The sequence below is a fragment of the Psychrobacter maritimus genome (assembly GCF_029953575.1).
GTDB classification, from domain to species: domain Bacteria; phylum Pseudomonadota; class Gammaproteobacteria; order Pseudomonadales; family Moraxellaceae; genus Psychrobacter; species Psychrobacter maritimus.
Genome location: NZ_CP124526.1, coordinates 2,437,894 through 2,460,806, shown reverse-complemented (window position 1 = coordinate 2,460,806; position 22,913 = coordinate 2,437,894). Strand labels below are relative to the sequence as shown.

The window sequence follows — 22,913 nt, the reverse complement described above, 5'->3', positions numbered from 1 at the left end:
AACTCATGAGTTTTTGCAAATTGTGACAGCAAAAGCATGGTAGTTTGATAGGCTAAACGCTAAAGAAAAATGGTCTAGGAAATAGCAGGGTGAGAGTGTGGTGATGATGAATTTGCAATATGCGTTACTCAGCGATAGCAGCTGGCAGCAATTGACCAACTGGCAGACGCCAGATACGCCTTTTATGTCGTTTGAGTTTTGGCAGGCGCTGAGTGATACGGGCGCAATCGGCGAAAAAGCCGGCTGGTTGCCGATTTATATCTTAATTCATCGCCCAAACGATATAGATGGTAAGGCAATTGAGGAAGCGCTATCTTCGGCAAAGCTATCTTCCTCAAAGCTATCTTCAGAACAAATAGGCCAACCGATTGCAGTCATGCCCGTTTTTATTAAAGGTCACCATCAAGGCGAGTTTGTCTTTGACCATGCGTGGGCACAAGCCTATGCGCAGTATGGCCTCGATTATTATCCGCGTTTGGTAACCAGCGCACCTTATACACCCATTACGGGACAACGTTTATGGCTAACAGAGGGTGAGGTGCTAGATGCTGACATTTTAAAGGCAGCTATCGCAGGGGTTGACGATATCGCTCAGCAAGTGGAAGCGTCTGGCTGGCATGGCTTGTTTGTCACGCCTGAGATGGCGGCTATCGCTCACGCAGCGCTGCCGACTGATATTGATATAGAAATGGCGCTTAACAGTCAAGCAAATGGCGAGGCGGCAAAACCGATTGAGTTACCGATACTGGAGCGCCAAGGCTGCCAGTTTTTATGGCAAAATAAATATTTGAGCCAAGACAGTCAGCCGTTTGTCGACTTCGAGGCATTTTTGGCGACACTCAGAGCCAAAAAACGTAAAACCATTCGTGCTGAGCGGCGCAAAGTCGCTGAGCAAGGTATTATATGCCAGCGTAAATGCGGTGATGCTATCACTGAGGCAGATTGGCAGACGTTTTATCATTGTTATGTAATGACATACGCTGTACGCGGGCAGCAGCCTTATCTCACACTAGATTTTTTCAAGAGATTGGCAGCAACCATGCCTAAGCATTTGATGCTCGCGCAAGCGCTTGATGCCAATGCTGATATTATCGCCAGCAGTTTATTTTTATATGATAAGCCTGATAGTAAAAATGCAACGCTTTATGGTCGTTATTGGGGCGCGCTGGGTGAGTATGATAGCTTGCACTTTGAGCTGTGTTATTATCAAGGTATCGAGTTTGCTATCGAGCAAGGTTTGACCTATTTTGACCCAGGCACTCAAGGTGAGCATAAATTAATTCGTGGTTTTGTTCCGACCAAAACTCACTCGTTGCACCGTATTTACGATGGGCGTTTTGTCCCGGCGATTAGTAATTTCTGTGTAAAAGACCGCATGCATATGGCGCAATATCGTCAGCAAGCCTTTGCAGCATTGCCCTTTAATATTGATAATATGCCGACGTTTAATGACAGTGATTTTTGATAACACTAATTAATGCACAATAAATGTTCTTTGGTAATCTCTACTCAATAACTTTCTATCTAATACTTTCCTATCAGCCGTAAACTATGACCTCTAATCTTTGTTGTTCTGATCCGTTATCGCCTCCCAGTGAGCTATTAGATTTTCTCAATACGGAAGGTTCGCTCACTGCCATGCTCGAGGTAAAATCAGGGCAGCCGTTAGGTGTCGAGCGTAGCTTTGAGGGTTATCGGTTATTATCCTTGGCACAAAAAAAACAATTGGGTGTAAAAGGCGCGGCGCTGAGCCGTCCATTACTAGCGTGGGTACGTGAGGCACAGTTATATGGCAATGATGAGCAGCCATGGGTGCAAGCACAAAGTATTTTCCCGCTAGCAAGTTTAAAAGGGCGTGCCCGCCGTTTGCAGCAGTTAAAAAGCACGCCGATTGGCTACGTGTTATTTAAGCGCAGACGCACCTTGCCCAATCAACGTTCTATCGAAAAAACGGCAGAGGGCTGGCAACGGCAGACGCTGTATGATTGGTATGGGCGCAAAATACTGATTAGTGAGACTTTTTTAGCAGCGTTTTTGTCTAGTGATGCTTGATGTCGATGCATGCATTAACTGATGTATCAATAAATAAAACAGTCACTCTTAAAAGTGGCTGTTTTTTTATGGGCGACAAATAATTATTTGACTAAAAAATCAAGCAAGACCTAGAAATCAGAAATATAAAACAATGATTTTATTGCGCATTTATTTGCTTGATAATCTCATTATGGCGTCATTTAAATCCTTCAGCTTTCCGTGAGGTTTTTTTGCGCTCACAGTACAAATTTTCATGTTACACTTAATCTTTAGCGATGATATCGATGCCTTTATCTTTCGATTTTATTGCCAATCTGGACAAGTTAATAACAGGTTAATTGTCTTTACTTGCCCATTTTCACCTCCTTTTATTACTCGCCTCTTTTCAATGAGCACCACCATTAACGATAGCCACTACCTAGGACATCACTATGTTTAAAGATATTTCTATCAAAGAGTTTGATCCAGTACTTGCTGCAGCCATGGCCGCTGAAAGCGTTCGTCAAGAAAACCACATCGAGCTTATCGCTTCAGAAAACTACTGCTCACAAGCAGTGATGGAAGCACAAGGCACTGACCTAACCAATAAATACGCTGAAGGCTATCCTGGTAAGCGTTATTACGGTGGTTGTGAGCACGTCGATGTGGTTGAGCAATTGGCCATTGATCGTGCAAAAGAGTTGTTTGGTGCTGAGTACGTCAACGTCCAGCCACACTCTGGTAGCCAAGCGAACTCTGCTGTTTTCTTAGCATTATTAGACGCCAATGACACGGTGCTAGGCATGAGCCTAGACGCAGGTGGTCACTTGACGCATGGCGCGCATATCAACTTCTCAGGTCTAAACTACAACGCCGTACAGTATGGTTTGGTTGAAGAGACTGGTCTTATCGATTATGACCAAGTTGATGCTCTTGCGCGTGAGCACAAGCCAAAGATGATTATTGCTGGTTTCTCAGCGTATTCACAAGTCGTTGATTGGCAGCGTTTCCGTGACATCGCTGATGAGGTTGGCGCGTACTTGCTTGTTGATATGGCACACGTTGCAGGTTTGGTTGCTGGCGGTGTTTACCCAAGCCCAGTACCATTTGCTGATGTGGTCACGACTACAACGCACAAAACCCTACGTGGCCCACGCTCAGGCATGATTTTGGCTCGTGATGAGAAGCTTGCGAAAAAGTTAAACTCTGCGGTATTCCCAGGTAACCAAGGCGGCCCGTTGATGCACGTCATCGCGGCAAAAGCGGTTTGCTTTAAAGAAGCCTTAGAAGATAACTTCAAAACCTATCAGCAGCAAGTGGTTAAAAACGCCCAAGCGATGGCAAAAGTCATCCAAGATCGCGGTTATGAAATCATCTCTGGCGGTACTGAAAACCATCTCATGCTGATCAGCCTAGTCAAGCAAGACATGACCGGTAAAGAAGCCGATAAATGGTTGGGTGATGCGCACATTACGGTTAATAAAAACGCTGTACCAAACGATCCAAAATCTCCATTCGTGACTTCTGGTATCCGTATCGGTACGCCAGCGATTACCACTCGCGGTTTTAACGAAGCGCAAGCAGGTGATTTGGCTGGTTGGATTTGTGACGTATTAGATAGCCGTGGCGATGAAAAAGTCGCTGCTGAAGTACGTGGTAAAGTTGAAGCTATCTGTAAAGAGCTTCCTGTATATGCTAAAAATCAGTAATTTCTGATTCATTAGTTTTATAATTTAGAGATAAAAAAACCGCTTAGCTTTTGCTAGGCGGTTTTTTGTTTTACAGCTATTTAAATCAGGGTTTAACTTTATCAAATCACATAAATGGCAACTTGGTAAATATCTGCAATACCGTCGCGTTAACGATATCGACAAAGAACGCGCCAACCATAGGTACGATCAAAAATGCTTTAGGTGACGGCAGATAGCGATCGGTGACTGCCTGCATATTGGCAATCGCCGTCGGGGTTGCGCCCATACCAAAACCGCAATGTCCGGCTGCCAAAACGGCGGCATCATAATCTTTGCCCATGATTTTAAAGGTGACAAAATAAGCATAACCAATCATGACGGCAGTTTGTACCAGTAAGATAATCAAGACTGGACCTGCCAAATCTGTCAATTCCCACAGTTTCAATGACAGTAGCGCCATGGCTAAAAATAGGCTTAACGACGCATTACCAATCACATCGATAGCACGGTCGAACATATCAAAATTGAACACCATGGTTAACGCATTACGGATAATAACGCCGCCTGCTAATGCCCAAACGAAGGTAGGTAACTCAAATGCGGTGCCCTGTGCAACGATGGTCATCAAATCGGCAAATGCTAAAGCGCCTGCAAACAATGCCAAACTTTCGATAGTAGAAGAAGCGGTAATCAGACGAATATTATCAGGCTTCTCAAACATCTCTTCATGTCTATGATCGTCATCTTCGGTATGCTTGGTACTGTATAACGATTGCTTACCAGCCAGTTTTTCCACCTCGCTTGGATTTGGATTTACCGGTGTTGGTTTAAGGCCCATTTTGTTGATCAATCTGCGTGCAACAGGACCACCAACCAGACCACCTGCCACCAAACCATAAGTAGCAGCGGCAATACCAAGAGTCGTGGCACCAACCACACCGTATTGTTCTTCTAACACAATACCCCAAGCGCCTGCAGTACCGTGTCCACCTGTTAGGGCAATTGAACCTGTTACCAAGCCGAGCAGAGGATCAAGTCCAAGCACACTTGCCATTGCCACGCCCACGACATCTTGTAAGATGATAAACACCGATACTACGATAGTGAAAATCAATAGTGGTGAGCCGCCCGCTTTAAGGCGTCCAAAATCGGCACTTAGACCAATAGAGGCAAAAAACATGAGCATGGTCGCCGTTTGTAATGCTTGATTGAAGTTAAAACTATAACCCCATACTAAATTAAGCGCATATACAATTGTAGCAGCAACCAGACCGCCCGCGACAGGCTCTGGAATATTAAAGTCCTCTAAGAATTTGATTTTCTTGACCAAGAAGCGTCCAAGCAACAGTACCAATGTGGCTAATATCAGAGTGTAATAGCCGTTTAGGGTGACTTCCATATATTTGTCCTTTCTATAAATATCAATATAAATTAACCTAAATTCGGGATAAATCTGTTTTTATCTCGAATTAAGATTCTTATCTTATGGGCGGCTAAGAGAATCGTCGGTCGCCCTAATAATCCACAATTGCGGTTTACCAAAATCTTTATAGGCGTCCTCAATGAGACGCTTAAAGACATTAAAGTCTTCAGTGTTAATTTTCTCTATCCCATTTAAGTAAAGTGTGAGGTGAGTAATATCACTATCGGTTAAACAGTCCCAAGCGCTGTCCCAATTATGGGCAAAATAGTCGGGAAAATTGGCTACTTTCGCTAAGCTATTTAGTAGTGTTTCTTTATCCAAAACATCGCCAATGGGAATGTTAAGCGCTTGCTCAGGAATACTGTCAATGAGGGCAGAATCGCTTTGATTGATTTTATTTTGTTTGATACTGTTTTGGTCAACGCTGTTTTGATTAACATAGTAAATAGCTTGGCTCATATCATCTCACCTGCAATTGTCGGAAGCTATCATAATGGTCGACGGTCAAATAATAAATGGTCGGTGGATGACCGCCGGTGACAATGCGCCGTGCACCGCGATGGGAAACCCCCGGCGTGGGCACGGTATATTCGCGGTAATAGCCTTGCGACTGGGCGGGTAGCTTGCCTTCGCGATTATAAAAGGTTGTGCCATCTTTGTTAGGATAAGGAAAAGGACCGCCTTGCTTAATAAGTGCTAGCGTTTGGTCGATTTGCGCATCACCTGTGATAGCTTCGACACCTGAACTGCTGGTTTTAGAGGCCGTCTGCGATATAGAAGTTGCTGGCGTGCTATCTGTAAATAAACTGGATTTTAAATCCCCAAAAAAGTAAACCGCAACGGCAATAAGGGCGATGACACTCAATAGGGTAGAGAAGCCATTTTTCTTGTTTTGGCTACCACGAGTATTTTTATATCGATTGTTCTTCTGCTGCGCATTATCTAGGTTGCGATGCGCTGAATTTGATGCTGAATTTGATACTGATGTTTCTAAAACACTCAATTCATTAGAGGTGACTTCAGTTGCGCGCAATTGGTTTTTTTCATTACGCTGACTGTTAAAATAGACGCGTTGACCTTCGCCTATAGGTTGCGACAAGCGTACGGTGCTTATATGAAAGAAGACATCTTCACTTTGATTGTCTACCTCAATAAAGCCGTAGCCTTTATCAGCATTCCAGTGTTTAATCTTGCCACTTTGCATGGGCGCGCTATCCTGTCGACGGTTTTTATTCAGCAAAATAATTTTTATGTGCCATATATAACATATTTATCAATAATAAAAAAACGTCAGCAATTAAGCTGACGTTGTTTAAGATTATACTCGAATTGGACAATAAATTATAGTGCAGCAATCATGCCCTAGGCGCGCGTTTCGCCGTGACCGTAAACGATCCATTTTTGCGAGGTTAAGCCTTCAAGTCCAACCGGTCCACGCGCATGGATTTTATCGGTTGAGATACCGATTTCCGCCCCAAGCCCGTATTCAAATCCATCGGCAAAACGGCTAGAGGCGTTAATCATGACGCTTGCCGAATCGACTTCACGGATAAAGCGTTGCGACTTGGTATAATTGTCGGTAATGATAACGTCGGTATGCTGGCTGCCATGGGTGTTGATATGCTCAATCGCTTCATCGATACCCGATACCACTTTCACCGCTAAAATAGGCGCTAGATACTCTGTATCCCAGTCTGCGCTAGTCGCCGCTGACAGATGACCTTGAAGGGTAGCATTGTCATTTAAGATAGCCTGTGCTTTATCATCAAGGCGCAGTTGCATGGCATCATCAGCTTTTACGATGGCTTCAGCAATTTTTGGTAATAACTCATTGGCAACTGATTCATCGACCAATAGCGTCTCCATGGTATTACAAGTACCATAGCGATGGGTTTTGGCATTGACGCTGACCTTGATGGCAATGTTGGCATCGGCGTCGCTATCAATAAAGGTATGACAGTTACCATCTAGATGTTTAATGACAGGGACGCGGGCATCACGGCTGATACGCTCAATCAAACCCTTACCGCCGCGCGGCACGATAACATCGACATATTCTGTCATGGTAATCAGCTCGCCAACAGCAGCGCGGTCAGTGGTTTCTAATACTTGTACGCTATGCTCAGATAGACCAACCTTGTTTAAACCTTTTAAAATACATTTGGCAATCGCTTGATTGGATTCAAAGGCTTCAGAGCCACCGCGTAAGATAATGGCGTTACCGGATTTTAGCGCAAGCGAAGCCGCCTCTAAGGTGACGTTGGGGCGCGACTCATAAATCATACCAACTACGCCAAGTGGCACGCGCATTTTACCCAAATGAATACCTGATGGCTGATAGGTCATATCCGTGACTGCGCCAATAGGGTCGGGCAGCGCGGAGACGTCTTTTAAACCTTGCAGCATACCATCGAAGCGCGCGTCGTTTAGCTCTAGGCGATCTAGTAGAGCGGCGTCTAAGTTGTTTTTTGCACCCTTATCCATATCGACTTTATTGGCCGCTAAAATATCGGCTTTGGCGCTTTTTAATTCGTCATAAATTGCCATCAAGGCGGAATTTTTATCGCCGGTATTGGCCGCCGCTAGCGCTCGTGACGCGGCACGTGCTTGCTGACCAACGCTTTGCATATAAGCGGTAACATCTGTGGTATTCGATTGACTCATAAATTAACTTCCTTATAGTTATCAATAGAGGGTTTGCAGATTAATAATGATGAATCCTAAATAATGAATCCTAGATTTTATAACATGCTCATATATAGGTTCAGGCATAAAGAAACGCAGCTCACGCCGCCAAAAAGCAGTAAATCTGCTAATTATTATCACTAATCTACAAAAATATGTTTTTAGCACTTGTTTATTTTTTAGCGCCTGTCTGTTTTTTAGAAACTAATGGCTTTCTAGAAACTAATGGCACTCTGCTATTTAACATAGAGGAGATGAGGACGATAGTAAAGTCGATTTTGTGAACAAAGACCGTTTATCAAGCACTACAGAGTTTTTTTAACGTTGTTTTTAGGGTTATTTGCTAAATGTTTGAATGGATGTTTTTACTCGTATTTAAATTTTATCCATAATAAATAGCATTTAGAAATGAAAAGATAAGCAGTTAAAAGTCAGGGCGCTGTTACGTATTTTTAACAGAACTGCGCTGTAACTGCTAAGGTAGTACTGATAAATCGTGAGTATAGTGGGCGCTAATATGATAAATACTTATGATGGAGAATAAAATGGCGATTGAAAATAAAACCTATAAAAACTGGTTAACAGTTGGTTTGGTGGCAGCGGCATTAAGTATCAGTGCTTGTGGTAAAAAAGATGAAGCGCCGATGGATGTTGAGCCAACTGCCGATGCTCAAACAGCGGTAGAAGATGAAGCGACTGGCGTTGCTACAGCAGGCAGCAATGATGATGTTGCGGTAGCTAGCGCCAACGACAGTGCTGCCAACACTAACGAAAGTATGGTAGTCGGCGAAAATGATGATGTGGCAGTCGCAACGGCCGATGAGGCAGAGGTACTCGATGGTACTGAAAGCGAAGAGCATGTTTCGACGTACTAATGCCGCAGATAAAACAGCGCTAACGCCGTTAAGATGATAAAATGAGGCCCATAACTGACTGTGCGTTATGGGCCTCATTTTATAAAGGGTATTGCTTGGTCAAAAGCTCATAGGTAAAAGCGACAAGGTTTGCCTTTTTATTGCATTATGAGCGACAATATCGCGCCTTTATTGAACCCATCATAACGTTATCAAAATAATGCGACTAACACAGCACTACTAAAATACTGCTCGTTTTAGCTTTGTATTACTCATACTGATAAAGCAGCTATTAATAGAGTTACTTATTATAGAGCTGTTTGATAGCGCATTTTTTATTCATGTTTTCACTCATATTTATGGGAAGTCTGCTAAACCATGCTTGATACTGCAAAGAATCCGACTCGGCCTATCGCCTTAGATTTACAAGACGTCCATAAAAACTATGGCTCATTAGACGTGCTAAAAGGGGTGTCACTCACCGCCTATGATGGCGACGTCATCTCTATTTTAGGCTCGTCTGGCTCCGGTAAGTCGACCTTGCTGCGCTGTATTAATCTGCTTGAAAAGCCCAATCAAGGTCGTATCATCATCGGTAATGATGAGCTGATGCTCAAACCTACTAAGTCGGGCGAATTGCAAGCGGCAGACATCAAGCAGCTAGAGAGCTTACGTGCGCGCGTGGGATTTGTTTTTCAGAACTTTAACTTGTGGCCGCACAAGACCATTTTGCAAAATATCATCGAAGGGCCAACGCAAGTCCTAAAAATCAAAAAAGCCCAAGCGATTAGTGATGCTGAAAAGCTGCTCGATAAAGTCGGTTTGCTTGATAAAAAAGATGCGTATCCCGCAAATTTATCAGGCGGTCAACGTCAGCGTGTGGCGATTGCGCGTGCGCTTGCGATGCAGCCGCAGGTGTTATTATTTGATGAGCCAACCTCGGCACTCGACCCTGAACTGGTCAATGAAGTGCTCGCCGTCATGCGCGAGCTTGCTGAAGAGGGGCGTACCATGTTGATTGTCACCCATGAGATGCGCTTTGCCCGTGAAGTATCGAGCAAGGTGGTGTTCCTTCATCAAGGTGTGATTGAAGAGATTGGTACGCCTGAGCAAGTCTTTGATAACCCGAAATCTGAACGCGTTAAAGACTTTATGGCATCGCATCGCAAAAACTAACAGGGCGTTTTCATTTGTTATAATTCTAGTCGTTTCAATTTTATTGACTTTAACTTTAACGGCTTTAATTTTAACGGTTTTGATTTAGACGCTATTTTAAGTTTTTAGATGTTTAAAGCGATTAAAACGCCAAAATTACTCATTGGTAATTTTCTTAGGGTGTTTATTACTCAATAATCACAGTCGGTATGCAAAACGTTTGTTTTTGATATTTGAGTCAGGTATTATCAAAAGGTTTACAGGCAGTTGCTCATGATGCCTGCCTGTGTCTTCTGTGCATTGAATTGCTTTTCTGGCAGGGACGTCAGAGAACAAAATATCAGAACCCTATATTAAAAAATCCATCAGAATTTAAGGAATGTATGATGTCGAATTCTCGCCTATTGTGGTCATCGATGACCGTTACCGCCGCGCTCATGCTAAGTGCTTGTAGTCAGCCTGCTAACGAAGCTACTGATACCAATGCTGATGCCCCTGCCGCAGAAACGGCTGGCAAGACCATTCGTATCGCCACCGAGGGCGCTTACCCTCCTTTTAACTATACCAATGCCGATGGCAGCTTGGCGGGTTTCGATATCGATGTTGCCAATGCGTTATGTGCGCAAATGCAAGCCAAATGTGAAATCGTTGCCCAAGATTGGGACGGTATCATTCCAGGCTTATTGGCGCAGAAATATGACGCCGTCATCGCTGGGATGTCTATCACCGCTGAGCGTCAAGAAAAGGTTGATTTCAGTGAGCCGTACTTTGCCAATACCATGGTTTGGCTCACCGATACCAAAGGTGGTTTTGACCCTAAAGCAATTAAGAGCCTAACCCTTGGAGGTCAACGCTCAACGACACCGGGCGCGTACTTACAAGACAATTATGAAGGTAAAGACGGTAATACCGTTAAGCTTTATGATAATTATGACAATGCCTATTTAGACCTAAAGTCTGGTCGTAGTGATGCGGTACTGGCTGAAAAAGTCTCTGCCAAGTCATGGTTAGCGGACAACCCAGAAGGTTTCGGTATCGTGGGTGATGAGATTGATAACGACGATAATATTGCCATTGCTGTTCGTAAAGGGGATTCAATCAAAGACGACTTTAATAAAGCGCTGAGCGAAATCCGTAGTAACGGTGAGCTTGCCCGTCTTGAACAGGAAAACTTCGGTCAATAATTTGCTTGCTACGCTTTGAGAAAAGTCTTCAATCAATAGACTGTTTTGAGAAGCGTTGATTAACGAATGACTGACCCATTGCGGATTAACAAACGGCTGGTCAATATATTAAGGAATAAACCCTATGATTACTTCAATGACATCATCAATAAGCAGAAAAGCCTTGTGGCTTGCCCCACTTAGTGCGGCGATGCTTATGCTTACAGCTTGTAATAACAGCTCAGCACCGACTGAAAGCACTGAGACAGATGCCGCTACTGATGCGCCTTTAAACATCAAAATCGCTACAGAATCCAGCTATAAGCCTTTTAGCTATACCGACGCTGATGGCAAATTAATCGGCTATGAGATTGAGCTGGTCGACGCTCTATGTGCGCAAATGAAAGCCGAGTGTGAAGTTATCTCGCAAGATTGGGATGGCTTAATTCCAGGGCTGAATGCGCAGAAATTTGACGCGGCCATCGCTGGTATGTCAATCACGCCTGAGCGTAAAGAAGTCGTAGAGTTCAGCGACCCATACTTTCATACTGGCATCATCCTAATCGGTAAAAAAGGCGATGATATTAGCGTCGATGGTCTAAAAGGCCAGCCGATTGCCTCACAGCGCTCAACAGTTGCGTCACAGTATCTGCAAGAAAAACATGCCGACTCTGATATCAAACTTTATGATACCCAAGACAATGCTTACCTAGACCTAACCTCAGGTCGCGTCCGTGCCATGATGTCTGATAAAGTCACCGGTATTGATTGGCTAAAAACCGAAGCCGGTAAAGACTATGAAGTTAAAGGGCAAGAAATTAGCACCAGTGATGATGCGATGGGTATTGCCTTCCGTAAAGGCGATCCATTAGTTGCTAAATTTAATAAAGCACTGGCTGAACTAAAAGACAACGGCACTTATGACCAAATCACCGGTAGTTATTTTGGTACCAGCTCAACAGCGGCGGCACAAAAAGCAGTAGCAACTGAAGGCGTCAAAGAAGTGGTCGTGGTTGATGATGGTAATGTCGATGCCAATGCTGTGATTGCTAAAGAAGAACAAGCGGAAGCGGCGACTAATTAATAGAGTTTTCTATAATAGCCTATTAGATAAGCGCTGGTTTTAATAAAGCACGTTTTGACTAAAGCGTGCTTTATGCCATTTATAATATTTTGCTAAGTGATAATGCTAAGTCTAATTAATAATACTAATTAATAATACCCAGTAACAACATCAAGGATGATTATGAGCAACCATCTTCTCTCAGCCAGCATATTTAGTACGTCTGCTACTTCTTCATCCGCCAGTAAACCTTTCTTAAAGGCAAAGCCGATACTAGCCCTAACGGCATTATTGGCGTTGGCGGGTTGCAGTAATGGTCAAAATGAGACTAACGAAAACGCTAGCTCAGAGGCAACGAAGACAACAGAAGCGACGGAAAAAAACAGCGCTGCGGCAGATGACAATGTGCTGCGTATCGGTACCGAAGGCGCTTATGCACCCTTTAACTATACCAATGCTGATGGAACGCTTGGCGGCTTCGATGTTGAGATTGCCAATGCTATCTGCGACGATATGCAGATGACCTGTGAGATTATGGCGCAAGATTGGGATGGTATTATTCCTGGGCTTAAAGCGGGCAAGTATGACGCCATCGTCGCAGCGATGTCGGTGACGCCTGAGCGCGCAAAGCAAGTTGCTTTTACCGATCCGTACTTTAGCAATGCGTTGGTATTTTTAGCCAAAAAAGACAGCAGCTTTGATCCAACCAATAGCAGCGATATCAATGCGCACTCTATTGCCGCGCAGCGCTCGACTATCTCATCACAGTGGTTAGAAAATACTTATCCAAAAGCCAATATGAAGCTTTATGATACCTTGAGTAATGCCTTTTTGGATTTGGGTTCTGGTCGCGTTGATGCCATGATATCGGACAAATTGCCCGCACTTGAATGGCTTGGCTCACCGTCAGGCAGCAATTATGCAATTAAAGGCGATGAGGTTGATATTAATGATAACTTTGCTATTGCCGTGCGTCCTAATGATGAAGCCCTGCAAGCAAAAATCAATCAATCATTGGCCAATTTAAAGTCAAATGGTACTTATGATAAAATCAATCAAAAGTATTTTTCTGTACCAGTAAGTGCGACGCCAACACCAGCAACATCAACAACAGCACCAACAACGTTAGATAGCGCCGCACAATAGCAGTTTGATGCTATTAGTATCGTGAATGAATGCTGTATTAATAAGCATAAAGACATTTAAGCGAAAGACATTGCCATGATGGCGATGTCTTTTTTGCTTTTTATAGCAAATCATTGCGTTTTAAGGGTGATTAACAGTCGGGTTTTATCAAATCCTACTGATTTATTTGATATTTATGCTGATAAGTATCTATTTAGACCGTGCTTTTACGCGTCAGTATTAACATAGCTGGCAGCGAATATGATAAAATCAGCGCTCATTTCTACTGTGTCAATTACCGCCGCAATAATCGTATTTATCTGTCGTCACTCTATGACGCAAAAGGCCAAGGTCTATTTGATCTGGCAGACGATTATCAGCAGCGCTCAGCTATTGATGCTGATTCTTTTAACTCATATTTTGCAAATTGCTAATATAAAGAGACTGAGTGGATAATTGTGTTTGATTTACAAGGATTTGGCGCGCTATTACTAAGCGGCGCTACCGTCACCATAAAACTTGCCATGACCAGTCTGATCATCGGCATGTTCTTAGGCTTGCTCGGTGCCACAGCAAAGTTGTCTAATATCTGGCTGCTGCGTAAGCTTGCGACGGTCTATACCGCCACGATGCGCGGGATTCCTGAGCTGCTATTGGTGCTGTTTATCTATTATGGTGGCTCTATCGTGCTGATGAGCATCCTCAAAAAGTTCGGCTATAACGACTATGTCGAGATTAGCGCTTTTTGGGGCGGCGTCATGGCATTGTCTATTGCTTTTGGTGCTTATGCGACTGAAATTTTTCGCATGTCGATTCAAGAGATTCCAATAGGACAACGCGAAGCAGCGCAAGCGATTGGGATGCGTCCTTTTCAGACCTTTTATCGTATTACCTTGCCGCAAGTATGGCAAATTGCGCTGCCGGGTTTGGGCAATTTGTTTTTGGTATTGCTTAAAGATACGGCCTTGGTCTCGGTTGTCGGTCTTAAAGACATCATGTATCAGTCCTCGCGTGCGGCGCAGTCGACACAGCAGCCGTTTACTTTTTATATGGCAGCGGCGATTATTTATTTGGGTCTGACCATGTTGATTACCGGCTTTATGATGTGGCTTGAATGGCGCGCCAATCCAGCGGCGCGTTATGCCAAAAAGCTTAGCCGTCAAACTAGCCCCCATCAAACCACTCAAAGTCAATCGACCATAGGGTAGAGGAGAGATACTATGGATTGGAATTGGCAGGTCATTTTTGATCATATCCCTGATTTACTCAACGGCGCGGTATTGACCGTACAGCTAGTCGTGTTCTCGGGTATTATCGGCTTGTTTTTTGGTTTGATTTTGGCGTTATTACGGCTATCCAAAAATTGGCTAGTGCAAGTATTACCATTTTTATATATCTTCTTTTTCCGTGGCACGCCGCTACTGGTACAGATATTTCTGATTTATTATGGTCTTGGGCAGTTTGAAGCGGTACGCAATTCGTTTTTATGGGAGCCGGTACTTAGCCAAGCTTACTGGTGTGCGATTATTGCCTTTACCTTAAATACCAGTGCCTATTTGGCAGAAATTATTCGCGGTGCTATCCAAAATATTCCTGTGGGCGAGCTTGAAGCCGCCGATGCGATTGGCATGTCAAAATGGCAGAAGCTGACGCGCATCACCTTACCGCGTGCCTTTGGTATTGTGATTCCAGCCTACAGTAATGAAGTTATTTTTATGCTAAAAGGTAGTGCATTGGCATCAACCATTGCTTTGATGGATATCACGGGCGTTGCTCGTACGATTAGTGCGCGTACTTATACCTTGATGGAATTGTTCTTTGCCGCCGGTGTGGTTTACCTGTTGCTGTCGTGGGTTATCTTATTTAGCTTTAGATTGTTTGAAAAGCGTATGAATCGTCATGCCAGCTATGTACCACCCGATGTGGTTACCAATACGATTCCTTAGTAATAGTAAATATAAGATAAAAATCTACTCCTAAATGTTTATAAATTGCCGTGAGAATCTAATATGAGCCAATCACCACATATGTCTTTAGCCGATGCGATTGCTGCGGGCGTTAATGATGGTAATAGTGTTAACGATGCCAATGAGCGTTTACGTGCGTCTATCGGTAAAGTGGTCTGCGTCGGTCGCAACTATGCGGCGCATGCTGAAGAATTAGGCAATGAAGTACCTAAAGCACCGATATTGTTTATGAAGCCTGCCTCTTCGGTGGTGTCTATCCGTCAAGGCGTTGTACGTCCAAATCCAGCGCTATATGGCGAGACTCATTACGAAGCTGAGCTGTGCGTGCAATTAGCAGCAGACTTATCAGCGGCAACGATTGAAGAAGCCAAGCAAGCGATTGGTGGCGTGACATTGGGTTTAGATTTAACCTTGCGTGAGCTACAAGCCGAGCTGAAAGAAAAAGGTCATCCTTGGGAGCGCGCTAAATGCTTTGATGGTGCTTGCGTGCTTGGCGATTGGCTTGACCCGCAAGTATTTGGCGATTTCACAGATATTCATTATCAGCTGACTATTAATGATGCGCTCACGCAAGACGGTGATAGTGCTTTGATGCTATTTCCTGTTTATGAGTTATTGGTAAATATCAGTCACGCTTTTAGCTTACAAGCAGGTGATGTGATTATGACTGGTACGCCAAGCGGCGTTGGTGCCTTACAAGCAGGCGACCAATTGAGCTTAAAACTGGGCGCTCATGAATGGCAGGCAGAGGTTAAATAAGCTGTCAGTTAGTGATTAATGATAAATTTATTAATCACCATGCTTTCAATGACAAATCTGTAAATGACAAATCTCTAAATGACAAAACTGCTAATCACTATTCACTATCAAAACCCCAAATACTATTTGGGGTTTTTTTATATTAAAAACTGAGCATAATGATGATATATTTTTGCTTAGTAACAACCTAAAAAATGATAAATAAAATGCTAAATAAAACACGATAAATACCATCTATACTCATACTCTTGTAACCGCTATGACAATAAAGATACGGGATAGTTCAATCATTATCTTCTGTTTATGGCATTTACAAGCTAGTATGGCAAATCTCCTTAATTGCTCGATGTATCAAAACTATGCTTAAACCAAGACCTTTAGAAAGCATTCATGATTTATTTGCTACCACTCGGCGTCCCCCCGATGAATTGGATACTGACGAAGGTTTTCAAGGCGATGTCTATGAAGAGTTGGCGAAACTTGAATATATTTATGTCGATGAGCTAAGCGCAGAAACGGTCGATAACAGCTATAGCAAACCGTATCAGCCCATATCCTTGGTAGATTTCTTTGAAGGCTTGGCGCAGCTAGCTACGATGGGCGTGGTTGAAGTCACGGATATTGTAGAAGCTATCCACCGTGAGATTTTATTGCGTCCTTTAGGGCGCTTTAATAAAGGCAATCTTGAGCATTGGCAGCGCGGTATCACCGGTCGCATTTATGGCACGGTACGTCAGGCGATGCAAATGGTCGGCAATAATATCGCTACAGGGATGCGGCTTTATAACACGGTTTTAAAGCCCAAAAAAATACAGCCGTTGCCGAAAAACTTACGCCGCGTGGTTAATATTTTAAACGGCGTCATGGGCGATCACCTTGTCACCCATCATAATCCATTGGCCGTATCGATGGTGCTATACGATAAATACAATCGCGTACAAAGCGATGCACTGTCAGGGCGGGTGATTGTTTTATGCCACGGGCTTTGTATGAGTCACTTAAGCTGGCAAGTAGCTGACGATGGCAATCTGGCTGAAACGCTGAGTAGCAAGCTGCTAAACACCACGGTATTGTATTTGAACTATAATACCGGTCGACGTATCTCCACTAATGGACGTAGCTTTGCAAAAGTTTTGCAAGATTTGGTGGAGAATAATCCCGATATCACCCAGCTTGATTTAATCGGCCATAGCATGGGCGGTTTGCTGAGTCGTAGCGCGCTGTTTTATGGCAAAGAACAAGGTTTTAGCTGGGTCGAACGCGTGGGTAATCTTATTACTTTAGGCTCGCCACATCATGGCGCAAGCTTAGAGCAGATTGGTCATTTTGTTCAAGATAAAATCGCAAAGCTGCCTTTTGCAGGCTCATTAGCCAAGTTAGGCGACTTGCGTAGTGCAGGTATTATTGATTTACGTTACGGCAGTATTCGTGATGCGGATTGGAAGTCAGCTGAAGGGCGCAGTGTGCTGCCAGCAGAGTTCCGCCACCCGACGCGCTTACCTTTACATGTAAATACCTATCTGGTCGCGGCGGCTATGGTTGAGGTGCATTATAAATCTAAGACCACAAGCTTGCTCGGTGATGGTTTGGTTTCAGTAGAATCGGCGCTTGGCGAATATACCGAAGAGCATACGTTGAATGTGCCCGAGGGTCATAAGGCGATTTTTTATGGTGTCAATCATATGAATCTAATCTATAACGATAGGGTACATCAGCAAATCATTGCTTGGTTATTAGCTAACCGCCAAGGCGATGCACATGAAGCGAAATATGCGCTTGAGGACCGTATTTACTCTTATCCAGAAATAGATGAAGTTGCGGATTAAGCGTTTTTTAAATTATTAATATCACCTTTAATGAGCCTAGCGCCGTAAATGTGGAATAGTAAAAAACAAAAACCCTCAAGCATGACACTTGAGGGTTTTTTTGAATTAAGCAAAATCAAATACGCACAATCAAATAAATAAAATTAAAGACTACTCAGCGAAAATTGCCGCCACATCATCTTTATTAAATTTATAGACTTCACCGCAAAATCCGCAATCCATCTCAAAAGTACCGCCTTGCTCTTCAACGATATCTAAAACCTCAGTTTCGCCGATTTGCTCGATGGCCATTTCACACTTCTCGCGTGAGCAGGTACAACCAAACGATAAAGACACAGGGTCAGGGGCGACGACTTTTTCTTCATTATATAAGCGATAAAGAATCTCGTTGGTATCAAGCGTGGTCAGCTCTTCTGCTTTCACCGTGCGCGTGAGCACACTTAAGCGCGTCCACAAATCATCATCGATACCAGCGTCTTGGTTTTGCTCGACTTCATAGGTTTCTTCAGCCGTACGAGGCAGCATTTGTACCAAGATACCGCCCGCTTGCAAACCATCAGAGGCCAAGTTAATCAGCGTTGGAATCTGTGCCGATTGCTTTTGATAATGCGCCAAGCAGTCCGCCAAATTATCATGGCTACGCTCAACGATACCTTGATACGGCTCGCCGCCATCAGGTTGGATATTGATAAACAATACGCCTTGACCGGCAGCACCCAATTCCGCAAACGCTTCTTTGGCGTGCCGCATATTTTCCCATGCTTGCACTTGCTCGTCAGTGTCGCCTTTCCAGCTGGCAAGGGCACGGATGATACCGTCTTGGTCACATTCTGCCATCGCCCAATTCAGCAAGCTATCACTATCTGATGACTGCAACTGAATCGATAAACGACCATTGATTTTAACGGTACTGATTAGCAAACTTGCTGCCGTTAGCATCTCGCCCAATAAGCGCTTAATCGCTTCAGGGTAAGGCTTTTGCGCAATCGTTGTCGCATAGCTGCGCGATAGGCGCACCACATCGCCGCGCACCGGTGAATCTTCGATAAAAAAGCGTTGGCGTACGTCGTTATCATGATGCTGAACAACCGCTTGGCTCTCAGTATTTGGGGCTTGAGTATCTTGTGTCATAGGTCATAGGTAGTATTAAGAAGTTGTTAGCTTTATGGGGATTGATCATGATTTATCAATCACAGCGCTTAGATTGCTTGCTGATTTTAAGTTATTTATTAAAATAAATGCTCGTATTCAGCGCTTAAATAGCCTGTAGTATTTTCTACGCTTATGGTGGTTTTATTGGCTATCTATTAAGATAGATAAGCTTAAGTATTTTGCAAGTCGCCCTTATTAAAAAAAGTTTACCCCCACCGCTCAAATTGTTGTACAGTAACATTAAGTTGCATAGTGATAAATAACAGCAACAGCATGGATGCATGGCGGAAAAGTCATTTAATGACCAACATAAAGTCGAGCAATGGCTTACACAACGCCAAAGTCCCCTCTTAATTTTGTGATAATGTGATAAAAGGATGTATCTCATGACCTACTTAATCTCTAAACCCTTAACTCTGGTCGCCTTTATGGCACTTGGTTTGGCGGGTTGTAATAATAGCAATCAAACCAACACTGAAGCGACGCCAGCAGATGGGGCGACCACGACAGAAGCGGCAGCAAATGCCAACGGCACGCTACAAAAAATCAAAGATTCAGGCACTATCGTGGTCGGTCACCGTGATTCTTCTATTCCGTTCTCTTATATCGCTGATGATCCAAATCAGCCGATTGGCTATGCCCATGATTTAGAGATGAAAGTGGTTGAAGCGGTAAAAGAAAAACTGAATATGCCTGATCTAAAAGTTCGTTATAACCTGATCACCTCGCAAACTCGTATTCCTTTGGTACAGAACGGCACGGTCGACTTTGAGTGTGGCTCAACGACCAATAATGAAGAACGCCAAAAACAAGTGGCCTTCTCAAACGGCTTCTTTGAAATTGGCACGCGTTTATTGACCAAAAAAGACTCAGGCATCCAAGATTTTGAAGACTTAAAAGACAAAACCTTGGTCACTACCGCCGGTACGACCTCAGAGCGTTACATCCGTCAGTACAATGATGATAAGAAAATGAATACCAATATCATCTCAGCAAAAGATCATGGCGAAGGCTTCTTGATGCTAGAGAATGGTCGCGCTGATGCCTTTATGATGGATGATGTGTTGCTTGCGGGCGAAAAAGCCAAAGCAAAAAATCCTGATGACTGGGTTATCGTTGGTACACCGCAATCATTTGAGATTTATGGTTGTATGATGCGTAAAGACGACCCTGAATTTAAAGCGGTGGTCGATGAAGCGCTCGCCAATGTCTTTAGCTCCGGTGAGATTAATAGCATTTATGACAAATGGTTCTTAAACCCAATCCCACCAAAAAATGTCAATCTAAACTTTGAGATGTCAGACAATCTAAAAGCCTTGATTGCCAATCCACATGATAGCGCTCAGCCAAAAGTCGCGACAGCACAGTAATTATTGTCCCTCAACATAGCTTGCTTGCGCGCTCAGATTGACAGCAATGTCAATCGGGCGCGACGGCTTTTCAATCGCTGCTTGGAGAGACAATCATGAATTATAGCTGGAACTGGGGTGTGCTCTTTGAGCAGACCGGTATCGGTAACGAGCTTTATATCCATTGGATGATTACAGGTCTAGGCTGGCTGTTATTGATTGGCAGTATCGCTTGGGCTATAGCCATGGTCGTTGGTACTATTTTTGGCATCATGCGTACCTTGCCGAATAAGGCTGCCCGTAGCATCGGCACCGCCTATGTGACGTTTTTTCGTAATATTCCACTTCTCGTACAATTATTCTTTTGGTTTTATATTGCCCCCGGTTGGCTGACGCCCGCGATACAGGACTGGTGGTATAAAGACTTATCTCCCAATACCTCAGCCATGCTGTCAGCAAGTATCGGTCTAGGGTTATTTACCGCGGCGCGTATCGTCGAACAAGTGCGTACTGGTATCGAATCGCTTCCTGAAGGGCAGGTCAATGCGGCTTATGCGCTTGGCTTTACGATTCCGCAGGCTTATAAAGAAGTGCTATTACCGCAGGCTTTCCGCATTATTTTGCCACCGTTGAGCTCAGAGCTGACCAACTGCTTTAAAAATGCTTCAGTAGCATCCCTCGTTGGGGTAATGGAGCTGATTAGCCAAACCAAAACCATCAGTGAATATACCCAAAACAGCCTCGAGATTTATACTTATGCGACCATTATTTATCTGGTCTTTAATCTGTCCTTGATTGCTATTATGGGTTTGATAGAACGTAAATTACGTGTGCCCGGGCTGATTGCAGGAGGTCAAAAATGAATATGATGACCGAACTTGCTACCGCTTATCCCGGTTTGATGGGCGGGATGCTGACCACTTTAAAGGTATTGTTTCTCGCTATTTTAGGTGGCATCAGCTTAGGAACGGTACTGGCCTTGATGCGTCTATCTGGTATCAAAGCGCTAGAAATTCCTGCCAAACTATACGTTAATTATTTTCGCTCAGTACCGTTGCTATTGGTGCTGCTATGGTTTTATTTTGCCGTACCGATGATTTATTTTTGGATAGCGGGTAAGTATCTACAGTTAGATACTGCATTCACCTCATGTGTCGTCGCCTTTATGATGTTTGAAGCAGCGTACTTTTCAGAGGTGGTGCGGGCTGGTATTCAATCGATTGGTAGCGGGCAGGTTAATGCGGCAAAAGCGCTTGGCATGACTTATGGGCAAACGATGCGTTTGGTTATCTTGCCGCAAGCTTTTCGTAAAATGCTACCGCTGATTTTGCAGCAATGTATTATTTTATTCCAAGATACGACGTTGGTATTTGCCATTGGTCTGACCGATTTCTTCCGTGCCGCTTACGTCCGTGGTGAGCTGATGGGGCTATTAACGCCTTATATTTTAGGTGCAGGGGCTATTTATTTTATCATTAGCTTAAGTGCCTCTATCGGCGTGCAACAACTGCAAAAACGCCTCAGGTTTTAAGGTAAATTTAACGCAGTATTTTAAGACCTAGATTCAAATAAGAAGTGCAACGTTTTAAAAGAATGAGTTGAAGAGTAAGATGTGCCGTGTTGCATTTCAAACTTCAACTCCTACATATCAGAACGTTATGAAACACTATACACATCTTACCCAAGAGCAAAGATATCAAATATCAGCACTATTGCAAGCTAAAAAAGGCATGAGTGAAATAGCTAGAATTATCGGCTGTCATAAATCAACGGTGAGTCGAGAGATAAGGCGAAACCTGGGACAAAGGGGTTATCGCCCCAAACAAGCCCATCGTTTGGCAAAAGCGCGCAAAGTTAAGAATAGCACACAGATTAGTCGCTTTGGCTGGTGCTATATTGAGCATCTACTCAGCAAGCACTACTCCCCTGAACAGATAACAGGGCGACTGAGGATGCTGGGTTGGCAAGATGTCCCAAGCCATGAATCGATATACCAACACATCTATACTGACAAAAAGGCAGGGGGTGATCTACACACCACCCTCAGATGTCAAAAGCGTTATAAGAGACGGTATCTGCACGGCAATGATAGGCGCGGGAAAATAGCGAACCGCTGTGATATCACTGAGCGTCCTAGCATCATTGAGACACGCAGTCGTATGGGCGATTATGAAGGGGATACGGTGGTTGGTCATGGACATCAAGGTGTTCTGGTTACTTTAGTAGATAGAACGACTCGAGAGACTAAGATCAAAGCGCTACCCAATCGTAAGGCAAAAGCTGTCACACAAGCTTGTATTGACATGCTAAAAGGTGAGCAGGCGTTAAGCATCACCTTTGACAACGGTAAAGAGTTTGCTGACCATGAAGCGATGGCAACCGCGTTAAAGGCTGATATTTACTTCGCTCAGCCTTATCATTCTTGGGAGCGCGGAACGAATGAGAATACCAATGGTTTAATTCGTCAGTTTCTACCTAAGTCGATGCGTCTAGATAACCTATGCAGGCACTTAGTTCAGTCGATTGAAGACAGTTTAAATAATCGACCTAGAAAGGTGCTAGGGTTTAGAACACCGCTTGAGGTAAAATCTAGCTTCGGGTGCGTTGCACTTCGATGTTGAATCTAAGAGATTAAGACTTTAATTTAATAAATATTATCGAAAGTAATGTGGTTAGGAGCCAGTGATG

Annotated in this window: 21 protein-coding genes; 16 read left to right on the top strand and 5 right to left on the bottom strand. The window is 43.8% G+C overall.

The features are described 5' to 3' along the window. Positions 1 to 106: 106 nt before the first annotated feature. The 3 genes from QJS82_RS10475 (at position 107) to glyA (ending at position 3,722) form a co-directional block, all read left to right on the top strand. Positions 107 to 1,465 (top strand): GNAT family N-acetyltransferase, encoded by a 1,359-nt coding sequence (locus QJS82_RS10475; RefSeq protein ID WP_281491713.1) that lies wholly within the window; start codon positions 107 to 109, stop codon positions 1,463 to 1,465. Between the two features lie 86 nt (positions 1,466 to 1,551). Then, entirely contained in the window at positions 1,552 to 2,052 is a 501-nt protein-coding gene (locus tag QJS82_RS10470) for a chorismate--pyruvate lyase family protein (protein ID WP_281490429.1), read from the top strand. A 413-nt stretch (positions 2,053 to 2,465) separates the two neighbouring features. After that, positions 2,466 to 3,722 carry a serine hydroxymethyltransferase gene (glyA, locus tag QJS82_RS10465; RefSeq protein WP_281490428.1) on the top strand — a complete coding sequence of 419 codons (1,257 nt, stop codon included), beginning with the start codon at positions 2,466 to 2,468 and terminating at the stop codon, positions 3,720 to 3,722. A 106-nt stretch (positions 3,723 to 3,828) separates the two neighbouring features. Here the strand turns inward: glyA and gltS are convergent, their stop codons facing one another. The 4 genes from gltS to QJS82_RS10445 form a co-directional block, all read right to left on the bottom strand. Next, entirely contained in the window at positions 3,829 to 5,103 is a 1,275-nt protein-coding gene (gene gltS / locus QJS82_RS10460) for a sodium/glutamate symporter (RefSeq protein WP_201619822.1), read from the bottom strand. An 84-nt stretch (positions 5,104 to 5,187) separates the two neighbouring features. Beyond that, complete coding sequence (locus tag QJS82_RS10455) at positions 5,188 to 5,586, bottom strand: barstar family protein (RefSeq protein ID WP_281490427.1); 399 nt, start codon at positions 5,584 to 5,586, stop codon at positions 5,188 to 5,190. 1 nt (position 5,587) lies between these two features. Further along, a complete protein-coding gene (locus QJS82_RS10450) occupies positions 5,588 to 6,331 on the bottom strand; it encodes a ribonuclease domain-containing protein (RefSeq protein WP_281490426.1) in 744 nt (247 codons plus the stop codon). A gap of 158 nt (positions 6,332 to 6,489) precedes the next feature. Next, positions 6,490 to 7,791: a glutamate-5-semialdehyde dehydrogenase gene (locus tag QJS82_RS10445; protein ID WP_281490425.1), complete on the bottom strand. Its 1,302-nt coding sequence runs from the start codon at positions 7,789 to 7,791 to the stop codon at positions 6,490 to 6,492. Between the two features lie 551 nt (positions 7,792 to 8,342). Between QJS82_RS10445 and QJS82_RS10440 the strand changes: the two genes are divergently transcribed. From QJS82_RS10440 to QJS82_RS10400, 9 genes are all read left to right on the top strand, one after another. After that, positions 8,343 to 8,687 carry a hypothetical protein gene (locus QJS82_RS10440; RefSeq protein ID WP_227670488.1) on the top strand — a complete coding sequence of 115 codons (345 nt, stop codon included), beginning with the start codon at positions 8,343 to 8,345 and terminating at the stop codon, positions 8,685 to 8,687. 357 nt (positions 8,688 to 9,044) lie between these two features. Continuing rightward, positions 9,045 to 9,842, top strand: coding sequence for an ABC transporter ATP-binding protein (locus QJS82_RS10435; RefSeq protein WP_281490424.1), 798 nt, complete (start codon positions 9,045 to 9,047; stop codon positions 9,840 to 9,842). Between the two features lie 362 nt (positions 9,843 to 10,204). Then, positions 10,205 to 11,005, top strand: a complete 801-nt coding sequence (locus QJS82_RS10430) for a transporter substrate-binding domain-containing protein (protein WP_201619827.1) — start codon at positions 10,205 to 10,207, stop codon at positions 11,003 to 11,005. A 124-nt stretch (positions 11,006 to 11,129) separates the two neighbouring features. Further along, positions 11,130 to 12,068 (top strand): transporter substrate-binding domain-containing protein, encoded by a 939-nt coding sequence (locus QJS82_RS10425; RefSeq protein WP_281490423.1) that lies wholly within the window; start codon positions 11,130 to 11,132, stop codon positions 12,066 to 12,068. A gap of 162 nt (positions 12,069 to 12,230) precedes the next feature. After that, entirely contained in the window at positions 12,231 to 13,193 is a 963-nt protein-coding gene (locus QJS82_RS10420; protein ID WP_281490422.1) for an ABC transporter substrate-binding protein, read from the top strand. Positions 13,194 to 13,630: 437 nt separating this feature from the next. Continuing rightward, entirely contained in the window at positions 13,631 to 14,380 is a 750-nt protein-coding gene (locus QJS82_RS10415; RefSeq protein WP_201562301.1) for an ABC transporter permease, read from the top strand. Between the two features lie 12 nt (positions 14,381 to 14,392). Continuing rightward, on the top strand, positions 14,393 to 15,118 hold the full coding sequence (locus QJS82_RS10410) for an ABC transporter permease (RefSeq protein ID WP_149490594.1): 726 nt from the start codon (positions 14,393 to 14,395) through the stop codon (positions 15,116 to 15,118). A gap of 63 nt (positions 15,119 to 15,181) precedes the next feature. Further along, positions 15,182 to 15,898, top strand: coding sequence for a fumarylacetoacetate hydrolase family protein (locus QJS82_RS10405; protein ID WP_281490421.1), 717 nt, complete (start codon positions 15,182 to 15,184; stop codon positions 15,896 to 15,898). Positions 15,899 to 16,257: 359 nt separating this feature from the next. Continuing rightward, a complete protein-coding gene (locus QJS82_RS10400) occupies positions 16,258 to 17,724 on the top strand; it encodes an alpha/beta fold hydrolase (RefSeq protein WP_281490420.1) in 1,467 nt (488 codons plus the stop codon). Between the two features lie 150 nt (positions 17,725 to 17,874). On the opposite strand, the gene hslO is transcribed toward QJS82_RS10400, so the two are convergent. Then, positions 17,875 to 18,855, bottom strand: a complete 981-nt coding sequence (gene hslO / locus QJS82_RS10395) for an Hsp33 family molecular chaperone HslO (RefSeq protein ID WP_201562293.1) — start codon at positions 18,853 to 18,855, stop codon at positions 17,875 to 17,877. A 407-nt stretch (positions 18,856 to 19,262) separates the two neighbouring features. Here hslO and QJS82_RS10390 point away from each other — a divergent pair, with 407 nt between their 5' ends. The 4 genes from QJS82_RS10390 (at position 19,263) to QJS82_RS10375 (ending at position 22,846) form a co-directional block, all read left to right on the top strand. Beyond that, a complete protein-coding gene (locus QJS82_RS10390) occupies positions 19,263 to 20,246 on the top strand; it encodes a glutamate/aspartate ABC transporter substrate-binding protein (RefSeq protein WP_281490419.1) in 984 nt (327 codons plus the stop codon). Between the two features lie 95 nt (positions 20,247 to 20,341). Beyond that, the gene (locus QJS82_RS10385; RefSeq protein ID WP_183619867.1) at positions 20,342 to 21,088 is read left to right on the top strand and encodes an amino acid ABC transporter permease; all 747 of its coding nucleotides are present in this window, start codon (positions 20,342 to 20,344) and stop codon (positions 21,086 to 21,088) included. Beyond that, positions 21,085 to 21,756, top strand: coding sequence for an ABC transporter permease subunit (locus QJS82_RS10380; protein WP_183619868.1), 672 nt, complete (start codon positions 21,085 to 21,087; stop codon positions 21,754 to 21,756). The genes QJS82_RS10385 and QJS82_RS10380 overlap by 4 nt, the downstream gene beginning before the upstream one ends. Before the next feature lie 127 nt (positions 21,757 to 21,883). After that, a complete protein-coding gene (locus QJS82_RS10375) occupies positions 21,884 to 22,846 on the top strand; it encodes an IS30 family transposase (protein ID WP_281490418.1) in 963 nt (320 codons plus the stop codon). The last annotated feature ends 67 nt before the right edge of the window (positions 22,847 to 22,913 follow it).